The 16,640-nt window shown below is 42.9% G+C and carries 19 protein-coding genes; 17 read left to right on the top strand and 2 right to left on the bottom strand.

Translation table 11 applies throughout. The features are described 5' to 3' along the window. Positions 1-133: 133 nt before the first annotated feature. Positions 134-586: a universal stress protein gene (locus FGG79_RS11985; RefSeq protein ID WP_138778583.1), complete on the bottom strand. Its 453-nt coding sequence runs from the start codon at positions 584-586 to the stop codon at positions 134-136. A gap of 108 nt (positions 587-694) precedes the next feature. Here FGG79_RS11985 and FGG79_RS21795 point away from each other — a divergent pair, with 108 nt between their 5' ends. From FGG79_RS21795 to FGG79_RS11960, 6 genes are all read left to right on the top strand, one after another. After that, the gene (locus FGG79_RS21795; protein WP_171050905.1) at positions 695-847 is read left to right on the top strand and encodes a hypothetical protein; all 153 of its coding nucleotides are present in this window, start codon (positions 695-697) and stop codon (positions 845-847) included. A 336-nt stretch (positions 848-1,183) separates the two neighbouring features. Continuing rightward, complete coding sequence (locus tag FGG79_RS11980; RefSeq protein ID WP_240794261.1) at positions 1,184-2,188, top strand: ATP-binding cassette domain-containing protein; 1,005 nt, start codon at positions 1,184-1,186, stop codon at positions 2,186-2,188. Beyond that, the gene (locus FGG79_RS11975) at positions 2,185-3,000 is read left to right on the top strand and encodes an ABC transporter permease (RefSeq protein ID WP_138778579.1); all 816 of its coding nucleotides are present in this window, start codon (positions 2,185-2,187) and stop codon (positions 2,998-3,000) included. The genes FGG79_RS11980 and FGG79_RS11975 overlap by 4 nt, the downstream gene beginning before the upstream one ends. 88 nt (positions 3,001-3,088) lie before the next feature. Next, positions 3,089-3,769, top strand: a complete 681-nt coding sequence (locus tag FGG79_RS11970; protein WP_138778577.1) for a response regulator transcription factor — start codon at positions 3,089-3,091, stop codon at positions 3,767-3,769. Next, entirely contained in the window at positions 3,766-4,854 is a 1,089-nt protein-coding gene (locus FGG79_RS11965; RefSeq protein ID WP_138778575.1) for a sensor histidine kinase, read from the top strand. The genes FGG79_RS11970 and FGG79_RS11965 overlap by 4 nt, the downstream gene beginning before the upstream one ends. A 30-nt stretch (positions 4,855-4,884) precedes the next feature. Then, positions 4,885-5,070, top strand: coding sequence for a hypothetical protein (locus FGG79_RS11960; RefSeq protein WP_138778573.1), 186 nt, complete (start codon positions 4,885-4,887; stop codon positions 5,068-5,070). A 256-nt stretch (positions 5,071-5,326) separates the two neighbouring features. On the opposite strand, the gene FGG79_RS11955 is transcribed toward FGG79_RS11960, so the two are convergent. After that, positions 5,327-6,130 (bottom strand): alpha/beta fold hydrolase, encoded by an 804-nt coding sequence (locus FGG79_RS11955; protein ID WP_138778571.1) that lies wholly within the window; start codon positions 6,128-6,130, stop codon positions 5,327-5,329. A gap of 194 nt (positions 6,131-6,324) precedes the next feature. Here FGG79_RS11955 and FGG79_RS11950 point away from each other — a divergent pair, with 194 nt between their 5' ends. The 11 genes from FGG79_RS11950 to FGG79_RS11900 all read left to right on the top strand — a co-directional run bounded on the left by FGG79_RS11950 (position 6,325) and on the right by FGG79_RS11900 (position 16,341). Continuing rightward, positions 6,325-7,521: a sensor histidine kinase gene (locus FGG79_RS11950; protein WP_171050904.1), complete on the top strand. Its 1,197-nt coding sequence runs from the start codon at positions 6,325-6,327 to the stop codon at positions 7,519-7,521. Beyond that, positions 7,522-8,178, top strand: coding sequence for a response regulator (locus tag FGG79_RS11945; RefSeq protein WP_138778567.1), 657 nt, complete (start codon positions 7,522-7,524; stop codon positions 8,176-8,178). A 151-nt stretch (positions 8,179-8,329) separates the two neighbouring features. Next, on the top strand, positions 8,330-9,265 hold the full coding sequence (locus tag FGG79_RS11940; protein WP_138778565.1) for an ABC transporter ATP-binding protein: 936 nt from the start codon (positions 8,330-8,332) through the stop codon (positions 9,263-9,265). 12 nt (positions 9,266-9,277) lie between these two features. Further along, on the top strand, positions 9,278-10,492 hold the full coding sequence (locus tag FGG79_RS11935) for an ABC transporter permease (protein ID WP_138778563.1): 1,215 nt from the start codon (positions 9,278-9,280) through the stop codon (positions 10,490-10,492). A gap of 13 nt (positions 10,493-10,505) precedes the next feature. Further along, positions 10,506-11,663: an ABC transporter permease gene (locus FGG79_RS11930; protein WP_138778561.1), complete on the top strand. Its 1,158-nt coding sequence runs from the start codon at positions 10,506-10,508 to the stop codon at positions 11,661-11,663. A 268-nt stretch (positions 11,664-11,931) separates the two neighbouring features. Further along, positions 11,932-12,207, top strand: a complete 276-nt coding sequence (locus FGG79_RS11925; protein ID WP_138778559.1) for a hypothetical protein — start codon at positions 11,932-11,934, stop codon at positions 12,205-12,207. Positions 12,208-12,223: 16 nt separating this feature from the next. Then, entirely contained in the window at positions 12,224-14,173 is a 1,950-nt protein-coding gene (locus tag FGG79_RS11920; protein WP_138778557.1) for a S9 family peptidase, read from the top strand. A gap of 147 nt (positions 14,174-14,320) precedes the next feature. Continuing rightward, positions 14,321-14,803: a hypothetical protein gene (locus FGG79_RS11915; protein ID WP_138778555.1), complete on the top strand. Its 483-nt coding sequence runs from the start codon at positions 14,321-14,323 to the stop codon at positions 14,801-14,803. Continuing rightward, the gene (locus tag FGG79_RS11910) at positions 14,796-15,314 is read left to right on the top strand and encodes a hypothetical protein (RefSeq protein ID WP_138778553.1); all 519 of its coding nucleotides are present in this window, start codon (positions 14,796-14,798) and stop codon (positions 15,312-15,314) included. The genes FGG79_RS11915 and FGG79_RS11910 overlap by 8 nt, the downstream gene beginning before the upstream one ends. Positions 15,315-15,414: 100 nt before the next feature. Then, a complete protein-coding gene (locus tag FGG79_RS11905; RefSeq protein ID WP_138778551.1) occupies positions 15,415-15,606 on the top strand; it encodes an SE1832 family protein in 192 nt (63 codons plus the stop codon). A 54-nt stretch (positions 15,607-15,660) separates the two neighbouring features. Continuing rightward, a complete protein-coding gene (locus FGG79_RS11900; protein WP_138778549.1) occupies positions 15,661-16,341 on the top strand; it encodes a hypothetical protein in 681 nt (226 codons plus the stop codon). Positions 16,342-16,640: the final 299 nt, after the last annotated feature.

The raw sequence follows: 16,640 nt of genomic DNA, 5'->3' as shown, positions 1-16,640 counted from the left end.
GAGTCGAGCACCTTCCGCTTCAATCAACTTATGGGGTATTACTTTCATAAACTTTAAATAAAAGAGAAAAAAGAAAGAGCGGTTGAAGGTAGATTGATACTACCTTCAACCGCTCTTTTGTTATTAATGAAAATTACTCGTCTACTTCTTCTGTTCTAACAACCAGTACATCACAATGAGCAGCTCTGGTGATATGCTCGGAGACACTTCCGATTAGGAAGCGTTCGACAGCGTTGAGTCCGGTTGCGCCGCATATGACGAGGTCTGCTTTGACGTTCTTGGTTGCTTCTCTAGGGATGATGACTTTCGGGGAACCGTACTCGACATAGGTTTTGACTTTGGTTAACCCAGCTTCTGCAGCTTCTGCTTTGTACTCGTTTAACAATTCTTCAGCATACTTGATCGCTCTTTCTCCTACGGTGCGGTCATAGGATTCGATTGCCGCAAAGGAACGAGTATCGATGACATGAATCAATGAAAGGATGGCATCGTTCCGTTTTGCGATGGCAATTGCTTTTTTGAAGGCCCATTCTGCTTCTCTTGATCCATCAACAGCTACTAATATGTTGTGATATTTTAAACTCATTGTTTTCCCCTCCTTACTCTTATCATACTATATTTTCCCACTTATATCTGTAGCTGAATTTCGAACAATAGAAGGGAATAGATAAATTATTTTTAGGGGGGAAAGGTCATGAAGAAGAAGGATCCGAAAGAGCAGTTCACGTATGATGAGAATGCGAATCAGCAGGTAAGTCAGCAGATTATGGATTCGTATACGAGCGGTGTCATCGATACGGATAATGGTCAGTATGGAACGGTTGAAAACGAACAGTATGAAGAGTAGGTAAGACTACAAATGAGTTATTGTCAGTACAAGCAGGATATCCATCTTGCTTGTTTTTTTATTGTGAATCATAAGGGATTATTATACAGGCGGCTGCCATGCCTACTGTATGTAGATTGTAACCGTGAGCCTGCAGGAAGATATTCCTGCAGGCTCCATTTTTGTAGAAAACACCATACTTCCAGACCAAATGCCCTGTTCATATTCAGTTCATAAAAAGTATATATACTTTCGATTAGAGACTTACACGTCCCTTTCGAACTGGATCTCTTCGATTAAAATTAACAACAATGTATCCAATTGAAGACAGGGGCTCAAATGAATAGGGGGATATCAATGAAAAATGGTATAGGAAATAGTGAGTGGGCATTAGAAGCCAAGGGTCTGGTGAAATCCTTTGGTGATAATCGGGCGGTTGATGGGGTGGATCTTTATGTGAAGCCGGGGACGATTTACGGAGTCCTTGGTCCGAATGGTGCTGGAAAGACGACCACGATTCGGTTGATTGCGACGCTTCTTAAAGCAGACGCAGGAACAGCCCGCATTTTCGGGCATGATGTCGTGAAGGAGGCTCATATTGTACGGCAATTGATTGGAGTGACCGGTCAGTATGCGTCCGTTGATGAAACGCTGAGTGCGACAGAAAATTTGATGATCTTTTCTCGATTATTAGGGTTGAGCAGAAGTGAGGCAAAGCGTAAGTCAGCGGATTTACTTGAAGAGTTCGGTTTAACGGAAGCGGCGAAACGTCCATTGAAGCATTTCTCCGGCGGTATGCGACGCCGTCTGGATCTTGCGGCGAGCTTGATTTCCCGCCCACCACTCATCTTTCTGGATGAACCGACAACCGGACTCGATCCGCGTACGCGAAACCAGATGTGGGACACGATTCGAAAGCTTGTGAAATCCGGGTCCACCGTATTGTTGACCACTCAGTATCTCCAAGAAGCCGATGAACTGGCAGACCGAATTGCCGTAATTGATTACGGGAAAGTGGTGGCAGAAGGGACGGTTGATGAATTGAAAGGTTCGATCGGTACTTCATCGCTACATGTAAACATACAGCATGCACCACATATTCAAGAGGCACGCCTATTAGTTGAACGGATCCTGAATGTCCGGTCTGCTGTTTCAACAGAAGGAGGCAAAATTACAGCGCCTTTGGGTAATATCAATCTTGTAACGGACCTGTTGATTGCCTTCAGAGACTCTGGAATCGAGCTTGCTGAGATGAGTGTGCAAAAACCATCTCTTGACGAAGTATTCCTGACCATTACCGATACCGAGAATAAAGCTGTGGCAAGCAATCAATGGGGAAATAAAAAGGAGGCATTAGGATGAAAGAAGCTGCTGTTACCCAACCATCCCAGTCTAGATTGAGCAACCGAGCAACCTTGACTCAAACCGTGAAAAATTCATTAACGATGGCTTTTAGAGGGTTATTAAAGATACGGCGAACACCTGAGCAATTGTTTGATGTGACGCTGCAGCCCATCATTTTCACCTTAATGTTTACGTATATGTTTGGCGGCGCGATCTCTGGTGATGTGCAAAGCTATTTGCCAGTCATTATTCCAGGTATTCTGGTACAAACGGTCATCACAACTTCCATTGTCACAGGGGTTCAATTGAGGGAGGATATGGATAAAGGGGTTTTCGACCGATTTAAGTCACTTCCCATTGCCCGAATCGCTCCGCTCGCCGGGGCACTGCTGGCCGATACGATCCGGTATACGATTGCAACGGTCCTGACATTTACCATGGGCTTTATCATGGGCTATCGACCTGAAGCAGGTCTTGGCTTTGTGATCTTGGCAGGACTGTTGGTCATTGTTTGTTCCTGGGCTGTCAGTTGGATCTTTGCCTTCTTTGGAGTCATCTCGAGAACCGCATCGAGTGTTCAAGGGATTTCCATGATTGTATTATTTCCACTCACATTTCTCTCGAATGCATTTGTGCCTGCCGAGACGCTTCCGAACTGGTTGCAATGGTTTGTCAAATTGAACCCGATTTCCCATCTCGTCACAGCTGTCAGGGGTCTTACAAACGAGGGCACATTTGGGTGGGACCTGACCATTTCTCTCCTTGGTGCTGCGTTGATTGTCGTTGTGTTTGCTCCTATTACGGTAAAAGCCTATATGAAACGGACGTGAAGGTAAGGCAGAAATATAGTAAGATGTGAGTATCTAAACTAGCATAGAATGGGCTTCGTTAAAGATATTTATAAAAGGAATGAGACATTTGGCGAAAATATTACTAGTGGATGACGACTCCCATATCCGCGAACTACTTCGGGTTATTCTTTCTAGGGAAGGAATAGCCATTGAAGAGGCAGCCGATGGAGAGGCTGCGCTTGCTATACTGGATTCAACAAAAGTGGATTTAATTATCCTGGATATTATGATGCCGAATATGGACGGTTGGACATTCTGCAAAGAGGTCAGAACCTATTACTCTGAGACACTGCCCATCCTGATGTTAACAGCAAAAGGGGAAACGTCTCAGAAAGTAAGAGGGTTTGATCTCGGGACAGATGATTATATGGTCAAACCTTTTGCCCCCGCCGAATTGATAGCCCGGGTAAAAGCCCTCCTCAAACGATCACAGATATCAATTGCTAACCGGATTGAAATAGGGGGTATGGTGATTGATCGTGAATCCTATAAAGTGTTTACGATTGAGCAAGATATCACGTTACCTTTAAAAGAGTTTGAACTATTATTTAAACTAGCCCTCAATCAGGGAAAAACATTTTCAAGAGAGCAATTGATTGAAGATATCTGGGGATTCGATTATGAGGGGGATGAACGGACCGTTGACGTACACATCAAACGTCTTCGTCAGAGATTTGTACAGGTTCAGTGCCCATTTAAAATTACCACGATTCGCGGCCTTGGATACCGGTTGGAGGTTTCGGGATGAAGCTGCCTGAATACTTGAAACGAATACTCGGAATGTTAGCCGTTTCGGCGTCTTTAATCGTGATGTGGTCTTGCTCCTACTGGCTCACCGAAACCGTTTATGACACGATTCATTACCGCCCTCATGAGTTTGCAAGACTACTCATCAACTCCATACTGGGTTTCTTCCTATTCGGGTGTTGTATATACGTTATTACACACATCAAGTGGGTGAAGGAACGGCAGGATAAATTTATTCTGCCGATGATTCATGCCATGAAGATGATGGCAGAAGGGAATTTTAACATTGACCTGTCTTATTACCGGAATCAATTTAACGACCGGGGCGATCATCCTTATTACAAGATCATTGACAGTATCACGCACATGGCAGAAAAGCTGGGAGAGATGGAGGGGATGCGGCAGGAATTTATATCAAACGTCTCCCATGAAATTCAGTCTCCCCTTACCTCGATCAGCGGTTTTGCACATGCTTTAAAGAATGATGACTTAAGCCTTGAAGAGAGGGAGCGGTATCTCCATATTATTGAGATGGAAAGTGTGAGGCTATCCAAATTGAGTGACAATCTCTTGAAACTCACCTCCCTGGAGTCGGATCACTTTAGTTTTGAGCGTACGGACTATCGCTTGGACCATCAGCTTCGGCGCATTATTCTTGCTAATGAACCACAATGGGCAGAGAAAGAAATCCATATGGATATTTCCCTTGAAAAGATAACCATCTTTGCCGACCTTGAATTGATGGATCAGGTATGGACGAATCTCATCCATAACAGTATAAAGTTCACTCCAGAAGCAGGTACCATCAGTTTCCGAGCTACGAAAACCTTTGAAAATGAGCTGATTATCACGATAAAGGACTCCGGGATCGGAATGGATGACGATACCAGGATGCATATATTTGAACGTTTTTATAAAGGGGATCAGTCCAGAAATCGTAATGCAGGTGGAAGCGGCCTTGGCTTATCCATTGTGAAAAAGATCATCGATTTGCATGAAGGAGAGATTCAGGTTCAAAGTGTAATGGGTAAGGGCACAACAATGATCGTAACAGTGCATGCACATCAACATATCTCAAAAAAATGACGGCTATAGTTGAATGGGAGGTCAAAATAAATGAATCACGTTACGAGTATGAAATGTGAAAACATAACAGAGGAAATCATACAAGACTATCGAAAAAAGGGGTTCGAGCTCGTTTTCCAAGAGTATGTGATGGAACACCCTTTAACCGAAATCCCCCAAACGGAAATCTCTTCCCCTTACCAGAGTGGCGGGGGAAGGGAGTTGCTGCAAAATTGACATGCACGTCAATCAAAACAATCCAGGAGCCATAAGGTTGTATGAGAGATTAGGGTTTAAAACGGTCCGCATTAGAGGCACTTTTGAAAGAAAGAAGATATGATGGCAAAGCGTATCCAGAATAGAAGGATACGTTTTATTGCTTTGGAAAAATAGAGATGGAATCACGCAATCACATGACTTTTCGTAATGAGAACCTTGCAGCACCTTCGAAAGATGCTACAGCAATACCTCACTTGGTGAACATAAAAATATGTCAGTTAATCAACTTCAATAATTCTTCATTACACTTTTCTTTCTCATCATAAACCAGTCTGTGTCCGCTCTCTTCGAATGGAACCAATGAAGAATTCTTTATGTGTTTCTGGAGTTCTACAGAGAAGTCAAATTCACAAATCTGATCATGTTTGCCGTGCATGAGAAGGGTTGGGACCCCAATGTCATTCAGTTCATTTCGCAGGTCTTCATCCCTTAAGGATTTCGCACAAGCGATGGTTGCGTGGGCAGAGGCTTCGAGGCCTAGTCCATCAAACCATGCTGAAAGTTCATCAGAAACGTCAGAGTAGAAGGCGTTATTGCCGAAGTTAGCTAATGTAGCCGGTCGGTCATTTTCAATGGCTCTAATGAGCACATCGACTTCTTCTTTTTTTGTTCCATATGGGAAATCGTCCCTTTGGGTGAAAATCGGTGCAGCTGGTCCCATTAAGATTAATTGTTTTAAGCTGTCGGTAGCAAATTTCGTTGCGTAACGGATCGCAATCGATCCACCCATTGAGAAGCCTGCAAGAAAGAAGCTTTCCAAATTCAGTTCTTTGACGACTGCGTGGATATCCTTTGCAAGAGTAGTATAATCATATCCATGAACAGGTTTGTCTGATTGTCCGTGCCCTCTTAAGTCCACTCCAATAAAGCGGTAGCCTTTTTGAGGCAATTCGTTCATTTGATATTCAAACATTTTATGATTCAGTGGCCATCCATGGATAAACACGATCGGCTGCCCTTTTCCGATATCTTCAATATATAATTTAACGTGTGGCTCTACTTCAACGTATTGACCCATTTATCTTGCACTCCTTTGAATGTGAGATACACTTTATTTACCCCAAGGCAAAAAGGTAAAACGTTACATTGTGTAGGCGGGTCCAGGTTGTTCTTTCCCACCTTACCAAATCATCAAATAACGATTATAATGGGAATATCTTCTACTTACAAACATCAGGCATGAAGAAAAATCCACACGCTAGAGGTGATTCCGTGAAATTAACTTTCTTAAGCAGTCTCCGCCTGGTTATGTTCATGATGATCAGCTACATCTATTATTCTTCTGTCGGTACACACACAACCGCCCAACTCATCTTTGTGACTATAGCCGGAATAGGGTTCATCCTGAATCATTTATTACTGACATCAACGCGTGAAAATACATATTATCCCCTTCCTCTTGCACTGGACTTCATTCTGATAACTGGATTTGTGTTTTTTTATCCAGACTCGGCGCTGTACTTGATTCTATTTGGCGTGAATGCGGTCACCCTTTTCCTGGTGGCGGAAGACAAAAGGGTTCTGTGGGGATTCTCCATTGCCTTTTTCATCATATGGGGAGGAAGCATGTACTATATATATGGGGCTACAGGAACGATTTCTATCATGGAAAATACGATTAATTTCAGTTTTATTGTATTTGAAGCGGTCGTCGGACGGCTCATCCATAAATTGCTCCGTGCCCGGGCGAAAATCGAAACTCAGTACGGGGAGCTGCAGGACACCCATACAGCGTTAACCTCGGCTCATGAGCAGTTACATCATTACTCCCGGCAAGTGGAGGAATTGACCCAGGTCCGAGAACGCAACCGGATTTCAGGGGAAATTCATGATACGGTGGGTCATAAGATGACGGCTCTCCTCGTTCAGCTTCAGGTCGCGAAAGAGCTCATGGATTCCCGTCCGGAAACGAGCAAACAAAAGATCCAGCTCTGTGAAGACCTGGCGAGGGAGACCCTCCAGGAAATCCGCCTCTCTGTCAGGACCCTGAAAGACCATGATCAGCCACAATCCTTCGTCACGACGGTGCGAAAGCTGCTGGAGGATTATCAGGTGATGACAGGGCTCGCGTCCACTTTCTCTGTAAAAGGGGATGTCGCACACATTCCGATTTCCATCCAACTGGATCTGACCCGGGTCATACAGGAGTCGATTACCAATGCAGTGCGTCATGGTCAGGCGAAGATATGCAGCGTCCGATTGGATGTCTCCGATTCGAGGGTAGAAATCACGATCCAGGATGACGGTAAAGGTACAGGTGAAATCAATCCCGGTTTCGGCTTGAAACATATGAGGGACAGAATCCATGAACATGGAGGGACGACCGTGTTTGAAAGCACGAAAGAAGGATTCTTTGTGAAAGCAAGTGTTCCGCTACAAGAGATGAAATGGCAAATGGGGGGATCATAGATGGTCAAAATATTAATAGTCGATGATCAAGAATTAATGAGGGACGGACTTGCAACGATTCTCGATCTCAGGCAGGAAATTGAAGTGGCAGGGGTTGCATCCAATGGGCAGGAAGCGTTTGAGAAAGCAGGTCAGTTACGTCCGGATATGGTGCTGATGGATATCCGCATGCCTGTTGCGAGCGGAGTGGAAGGAACGAAGCTCATCACATCTGCTTATCCGGATATCAAGGTGCTGATGCTGACGACCTTTAATGACAGTGCATTGATCTTTGAAGCACTAGAAGAAGGGGCGAGCGGATATTTATTGAAGGATATGCCGACCGACGCCATCGTGCAGGCGATTATGACGGTTCAATCAGGTGGTATGGTCCTTCCGAAAGAACTGACGGCCGATATCGTGAGGGAAATGAGAAAGAATCAATCATCAGATCAAACCGGCACAGTCCCTGAAATCGTGAAGGAATTGACGGAGCGGGAACTGGAGGTTCTGAATAAGCTCGGCCTCGGATTGAACAACAAAGAGATTGCTGGGGAACTGTACATTTCCGAAGGCACGGTGAAGAATCATGTATCCAATCTGATCAGCAAGCTCCAATTGAGGGACCGGACCCAGGCAGCGATTTTTGCCGTCCGCTATCACATCACGCATTATTAAAACATGACTTTTGGCATACTTCCCCTATGAAATACAGCTAACGCAGCTGTATTTTTTTTTATGCTAATTTCTATCGCTGGAGGGATTTGGAAACGAGGGCTTCCCGCTATACTTTAGATATACCAAGTGATGAAGAAGGGTGTGGAGATACATGTTAGAAGTGAAAGAATTGAAGAAAAGCTATGGAAAAAAAGAGGTCGTGAAGAATGTTTCCTTTACGATTGAAAAGGGTGAGTCGTTCGGCCTGCTCGGACCGAATGGAGCGGGAAAATCCACGACAATCTCGATGATTTGCGGTCTCGTGTCCTATGACCACGGAGAAGTGCTGGTGGGGAGTCAATCGGTGAAACAATTCCCATTACTCATCAAAAAGAAAATAGGGGTGGTTCCTCAGGAAATCGCCCTTTATCCAACAATGTCAGCAAGAGATAACCTATTGTTCTGGGGAAAGATGTACGGACTGACCGGTACCGAGGCAAAGAAACGGGTAGAGGAAGTACTCGAGATCGTCGGACTGAAGGACCGGGGGAAAGACCGCATTGAAACCTTCTCCGGCGGAATGAAACGAAGAATCAACATCGGAGCGGCATTGATGCATGAACCGGAACTGCTGATTATGGATGAACCGACGGTGGGGATCGATCCCCAGTCACGGAATCATATCCTTGAAACAGTCAAAGCCCTGAATGAAAAAGGCATGACCATCATCTATACAAGTCATTACATGGAGGAAGTCGAGTTCCTTTGTAACCGGGTCGGCATTATTGACCACGGAGAAGTGATCGCCCTTGGGACGAAGACGGAACTGTGCAGCCGACTTGCGGGAAGCAGCTTTATCCAAATGAAAGTCGAAAGCTTATCGGATGAGGCGATGCTCGCGTTGAAGAAGTTCGGGGAAAATACGCAAATAATTTTTCAACAAGAAGAGGGCATTATAGAAGTCTTCGCTCCGAATCCCCAGGAAGTCATAGGTTCCATCATCACGTCTGCCGTTCATTTAGGCTTAAAAATAGAATCCGTTGAAATCAATGAAGCGAATCTTGAGACGCTTTTCCTGCAGCTGACAGGACGAACTTTACGGGATTAGGAGGAGAAAGAGATGAGCATGTTCACCATTGCATGGAAAGATTTGAAGATTAGACTCAAGGATCGAAAGTCCTTTATAACGCTCTTGTTCATGCCGATTGTCTTGACGGCCATCCTAGGTTCAGCCTTAAGTGGGACGTTCGGTGAAAGCAGCTCTCTTCCAGAACTGACTGCGGGAGTCGTCGTGACTTCAGAAGATGAACTGACAAGTCAGTTCCTTAACGAGACTCTTCAGGGAAAGGAATTGAAGGAAAGCATCACCCTACAGGAATTTGATACAGAAGCAGACTTACGATCGGCACTGGAGAATGGAAAGGTAGATGCCGGTATCGTTTTCCCTGACGGATGGGGAGAGGGAATGTTGGAGGGGGAAACCAAGCAAGTAAGATTGTTAAAATATCCTGGAAAAGAAATTCAGTCCTCCATTCTTTCCTCCGTCACCGAATCCTTCACCAATCGGGTGACAACAGTATCGGCAGTTTCTAAAACAGTGGCAGAAGAATTGACATCGACTGTACCAGTTTCCAACCAGAATATTGATCTCTCAAGTGCGATGAATGATCTTTCAGAAGAACTTTCAACGATTGCAGAATCAGATGCAAGCGGAATCGTCTCTGAAAAAGATGGAAAAGAGCCCCTTTCTGGCATGCAATACTACGCTGCCGCCATGGGTGCCATGTTCATTCTATTCAACACCACAATCGGTGCAAAAACGATCATCCAGGAACGGAATACCTATACACTGGCGAGGCTTATGACCAGTCCGGTCCGTCATTCGTCTATCATAGCAGGAAAGTTCCTGAGCACACTCACGTTTACCATCCTACAGTTCACAGTGTTTGTCATCGCCACCCACTATCTATTCGGAGTGGACTGGGGCAGCAATGGATGGCAGCTCATTCTAATCGGAGTAGCATACTCCATCTCCGTTTCGGGACTTGCGATGATGATCGCAGGTTTTATAACGGAAGAAAAAACGGCAGATTCCATTGGAGGGATCGGCGTGCAGATACTCGCACTCCTCGGCGGTTCAATGATTCCACAGGCTTCGTTTCCCAACGCTTTACAGCAATTTTCAATCATCGCCCCGAATAAATGGGCGCTCAATAGCTTACTCGACATCATGAATGGAACGTCATGGGATACACTTACCTTGCCCGTCGCGGTACTCGTACTGAGCGGAATCGTTGCACTGGGGATTGGCTCACTGAAATTAAAGCATAGATAAGGAGAGAAATAGCATGAGAAAAATCATAACCATCGCGCGCTTTGAAATCAAACGAATCTTTCAAAAGCGACAAACCTTCCTGCTTCTGTTTGGAATGCCCCTCTTATTCACATTCATTTTTGGTGGAGTATTAACCGGTGATGGGGACTACAAACCGGAAATTTCAGTGATCGATGGGGACCAAACCGGCCTGTCACAGGCATTGATCAATGAAATGAAAACGACCGACGCCTTCAGTTTCAAAATGGCAGATGCCAAGTCGGTTATCGAGAAGTTCGACAATCAGGAAATAACGGGATATATCCGGGTGGAAAAAGGGTTTGAAGAAAAGCTTCAAAATCAGAAAACACCGGAAGTCGTATTTGTATCCTCTCCTTCTTTTGAGGGATCGGCCCTTGTGGAGCAGCTCATCAATGACAGTCTTGTGAAGTTGAAAATAGGCACAGCGGCTGCGGACTTCTATCAAGACACAACAGGGGAGAATCCTGCTAGCATCCAGGAGAAAATGTCAGAAGAACTAAAATCCGTACCGGCGCCAGTTGAAACCGTCTCGGTTACCAAAAGCGAAGATCTGAAAACCATGAACAATCTCACGGCACGATCCGCCGGCTTCACCATCATGTTCGTCATGATTGCCATGCTATCAAGTACCGGAATCCTCTTAGAAGCAAGACAAAACGGAGTCTGGTATCGGATGATGTCCACCCCGGCAACCAAAGTAGAACTATTATGCGGTTACCTACTAGCATTCTTCCTCATCGGCTGGATCCAATTCGGGATATTGATGACCGTGTCACAAAAGGTCTTTCATATTGAATGGGGAAACACGTTCGCCAACATGATTCTCGTTTCAAGCCTGCTTCTGTGCACCATCGGACTTGGGCTTTTCATTGCAGGGTTTGTGAAAACGTCAGAACAGCAATCCGTCTTCGGAAATCTAATTATCATCTCCACCTGCATGATCGCAGGCGTCTACTGGCCGGTTGAAATCATGCCGGACTTTATTCAAGATGTAGCGAAATTCCTTCCGCAGTATTGGGGGATGGAAGGGTTCGCTGAGTTGACGGTAAGAGGCGGAGGGATAACGGATATCATAGCTCCAGTTGGGATCCTGCTTGGGTTTGCGGTAGTGTTTTTGTTGGTGGGGTTGAGAAAGGTTCGGTTTGAGTAGAATGTAATGGGATTATGATTAGTAAGTGGAGGATTCTCGTGAGTTTAGTGAACTCGTGAGAATCTTCTTTTATTGGCTTATGTTATCACTTAAAGAATTCACTGAATCTACAGGCTTCATAAAGGTGGGTTCTATTTTAAATCATATACTTTTTGTGCTTTCTGGAAAATGAATGATATTATTAATCTATCTATACCCTTAAAATGGAAAAAACGGAGGGCTTTATTTTATACAAATATGAATAGTTCATAAGAAAAGAGGTTAATAAATGATTCTTGAAATATTTGCTAATATATGTTTGTCGATGGTTATGTTTATAAGAGGAAATCCAAATGACGAAAAAGTTAATAGGAACATTGAATTGCTGAATCAAACAGACTGGTTTAAACCAATCTATCTGAAGTATGAGGTTTTATTTAAGAAAGATGAACATTTACGATACATCGTTGGATGGGCTAAAGTTGATAAATCTCTAAGAAGTGAGAAAAAAACAAATAGATTAAGAGAGGAAATTATTGAAGCTATAAACGAAAAACCAATATAGATGAAGGGGTTTATGAATGAATAGTAATGAAAATACATATCTAAGTATAGAAGAACTCCTAACCATCCCAACCTTATCAGGCACAATCATAAGCGAGGATGGTAATAATGTAGCATTCGTCAAAAATACAGCTAACTGGATTGACAATACATATCGAAATGACATATGGATATATGAAAAAAAGAAGAGGGAATGTTACGCCTTAACAGCCAAAGAGATAGAGGGAACTTCTCCACTATGGTCTCCAGATTCCATACATATTGCTTACCTTCGTTCAGTTGGTCAAGGAAATGATAAGAAAAATCAAATCTTTGTTCAGTCAGTAGATGGTTCTAGCAGTGTTCAAATCACGGATGAAAGAGAAGGAGTCAGTCACTTCAAATGGGACCCTGCTGGCAATGGTTTTTATTATATTGCACAGTCAAAGGAATCGGAGGAAATCAAGAAACGTAGGGAGACCTATGGAGACTTCCATTATGTAGGTAAAGAATATCTGAATCATTGCTTATATTACATTGAAACAAACAATTCTAGTGGAAACAGTATGTCTCAACCACTAACGGACGGTCAGGAATTTCATATACTTGAATTTGATATCTCAAACGATGGAAAAGAGGTTGTATTACTGACTGCACCAAGCCCGAACATGGGAGATATTTTTAATCGGGATTTGTACATACTCGATGTTGAAACTGGAGAGATGCAAAAGCTGAATATCGATAAGTTGTTGGGAGGGAGCGTGTGCATTTCATCCGACGGCAGCCAAATCTGTTACACGGCAAGTATAAGGGAAAAAGATTACTATAAAACCCACATACAAGACAATACACTAGAAATCTATGATCTGAATACTGAGGAGTTCATTCGACCTTTAACAGACTTCGATAGTACCGTTATTCCAATACGATGGACAGCTAAAGGGATTTTCATTACGTGGCAGGATAAAACGAATTACCGCATAGGGTTGTTAACTGAAAATGGCACTTTGGAAATGCTAAGCGAAAAAGACGAGGGCTTTGTACTGGAAGCATCTATAACAAGAGATGGAAATCATCTATCCTATTGTAAGGCCAAACCAAATGAAACCTTTGAAATCTATTTAGATGATCAAAAAATTACGGATGAAAATAATTTTTTCAAGGGGAAGCGAAAAAGTAAGAGGGAGGTCATTTCTTGGAAAAGCAGCGATGATCTTGAAATAGAAGGGGTTTTAACGACCCCACAAGACTTCGATTGGAACAAAAAATATCCATTATTGGTACTTATCCATGGCGGTCCAGGGTGGGCATCTTTCCCGATCCATTCAGGCTGTTTCAATGAGAAATATCCTGTTGAGCTGTTTATTGAAAAGGGCTTTATCGTTCTAGAACCAAATTATAGAGGAAGTTCAGGATATGGGAATGGATTCTTGAAAGCAAACTATCGAAATCTGGGAATCGGTGACTATCAGGATGTGATATTCGGAGTGGATGCACTCGTTGACAAAGGGATTGCAGATAAGGAACGGGTAGGGGTGATGGGTTGGAGCCAGGGAGGATTTATATCAGCCTTCTGTTCTACCTACAGTGATCGATTTAAGGCGGTTTCAGTCGGAGGCGGAATGACGAATTGGAGAAGCCATTATGTGAATACGGATATACCCTACTTTATTAGGATGCATCTAGGAGATACTCCATGGAATGACCCAGAGGTATATGCTAAAACCTCACCCATGACTTATATCAAATCTGCCTGTACTCCGACCTTAATCCAACATGGAGAAAAGGATGCAAGAGTTCCAACTTCCAATGCATATGAGCTATATCAAGGATTAAAGGATATGGGCATTAAGACAGAATTGATTATATTCAAAGGAATGGCCTATAGTCCTGACCAGCCAGGAATGAATGTGGCGATTATGAAGCAGAATTTGATGTGGTTTTCACACTATTTACTTGGAGAAAGCATGCAAGATTTTAGGGTATAATGATTAATTAGGCACAGTGATTATAGGGGTCAGAGACCTTGTACCAGGGGTCTGACCCCTAGTTCTAGTTGTCCATCCCTCTTCTATAGCAAAGCAATAATATGCCCCAAAGTGGGAAGTCTAATAGGAAAAGGGGTGAACTGGAAGATGATTCTGATAGTCACGGCTTTATTTTCCCTCGTATTGTTATTCTCTATAAAAGGGTTATTAAAACGATTCTTGGCGATCGAGGTACTAATACTCAGTTTATTTAATTCCTTTCTATGCCAACACATCAATTTCAAAATCTTTTCTGCATATGATCGACTTTCCGTGAAGGAAGAATTGGTACCGAGAGTATTAAGTTATCTTCATTTTGGGTTGTTTATCCCTCTTTTATTAATGTGGGTATTGTATTTCTTTCGTTCAGAGATACCAATGATTTCTAAATTTATGATTGCCATGGTCTGGATTGGGATAGATGTTATATCAAAATCTTTTTTATTACAAACAGGGATGTTAATATCTGAGACTCCTGGATGGTATCCAATGATAGATGTAGGGATCTCAACTGGAATTCTTCTATTTTCGTATGTATTTATGATTCGTTTTGCCTCTATCTTAAAAAAGGAGCTCGTTTTTGTTGACTAAGATTTCAAAAATTCTAGAGCCTCTGACACCTAAAACATTCGATAAAAATGAAATTTTTGTACTTGTTATTGTTGTCCTGTGCGTGTGTATTTTGGTATTGGTCCATCATCTGGAGCCACACCTACTGCAAACAGAAATCATAGCTTTGTTTGTTTTTAACATTTTATTTGGCACAATAGGAGATCGATTGTTGGCAGAACCACCATTCGATTTTTATAACACACTCGATTATGGGCATGGGGAATTTTTTGACTCCATTCTGCAGATAGTCGTATACCCCATCCCGATCATCCTCTTCATTCATTTCTATCGAAAATGGAAGCCAAACAAGATTGTTTATATATTACTTTATGCCCTCTTGCTTGCGGGGCTTGAATGGATTTCAGCGAAGTACTTTGACGTTTTTCAATTTAATACGTGGAATATATCCTATAGTTATGTTTTCTATTGCTTTGTCTTAATAGCAAATCTTATTTTTGTTGAACAAATGAAAAGCAGGCTCATAAAATGAGAAATTGAAATGGTATACTATTTTTATCTGATTCATACAAGAGGCCAGGATAAATAGTGGTGATCAAATTTACGAATATTCCTGAAAGGGTTGAACGAACATGAAGAAAAGTGAATTAGAATACAAAATGAACGAAGTGAAAGATGACTACATACGAATTCAAAGAGATCTGGAGAAGTTAGAATCTGTGGGCAGAAACACAGATAAACACCTGAAGATATTAGACGAATTGGAAAAAGAGTTGGCTGACTTGCATAAACAGTTTGCAGTACTTGATCATCAGACATTTTAAAAGATAACAAAGGAGGGTAATGAAAACTATACTCTACAAAAAGGTGGTGCAGAGATGTCGTTTAAATCATACAGTGTAGCGTTTTTTCTGGGTGGTACTTTAATGCTATCAGCCTGCAGCCAGGAAGAGCCTTCACAAGAAAATGAGGACACCAATAAGACGATGGAAGAAAATCAAACGGAGACATCAACGGATATGACCGAAGAAGAAAGTCATGCAAGTTCTGAAGAGGATACCGGCGATGAAACGAATACAAATGATGAAGGTAGTAAAGATGCGAGTGAAAGGGCAAGCGAAGTAGAAAAACAGGAATATGACTCAAGGGAGGATGCGGCCGCTGCCATCAACGGATACATGAAAGTCGAGCAGACAAACATTGATCTTGGCCATGGAATCAAGGGAATGCAAGAAGGAGCTGCCGGCCATGAGTATATTTCCTGGAACGAAGGAAACTGGCTGATCCGGATCGATTTCCCAAACGATCCCCAATATCGAATAGAGGGATACGAGGGTGGAGATGAACTGGCGAAGAAAGTCGTTGATTACTTAGAAGATCATTACTTACCCGCACCGCAGGATAAAGGAGTGATCACGATCAACGGGTTTAAGGAACATCCGGAAACAGTCGTGAAGTGGCAGAAGGATAAAACCGTTTATACCATCACGTCAAAGGAGAAAGAACCATTTGATGCTCTGGAAACAGCAGTCGAATCCGGGGGTATGGAGAAAAGATAGCAAAATAAAAGAAGCAATGCGATTAATTGTAAAGGATTCCGTTTTGAGGTGCTTGAAACCAAAAATCAAGTCCTGATGACACTCATATTGACACCCAAACTGGCAGCTATAAAAAGGAAAACATACTAAGATTAGTGGGTAAAGTCATCGACGGATGTCTTTACCCACTATTTTTCTTTTTAGAGTTATAGTGAGAAGTGAAAGAAAGCTCGACCAAAGCCTCAAGGATTTCGAATCCGTATCAAAAACCGAGCCTCTTCACTAAAATCACATCGCTTGACCCGAAATACCCCCCCATT

The sequence above is a fragment of the Bacillus sp. BHET2 genome (genome assembly GCF_005938125.1).
Classification (GTDB): Bacteria; Bacillota; Bacilli; order Bacillales; family Bacillaceae_B; genus Rossellomorea.
This window is presented reverse-complemented; position numbering and strand designations above follow the sequence as displayed.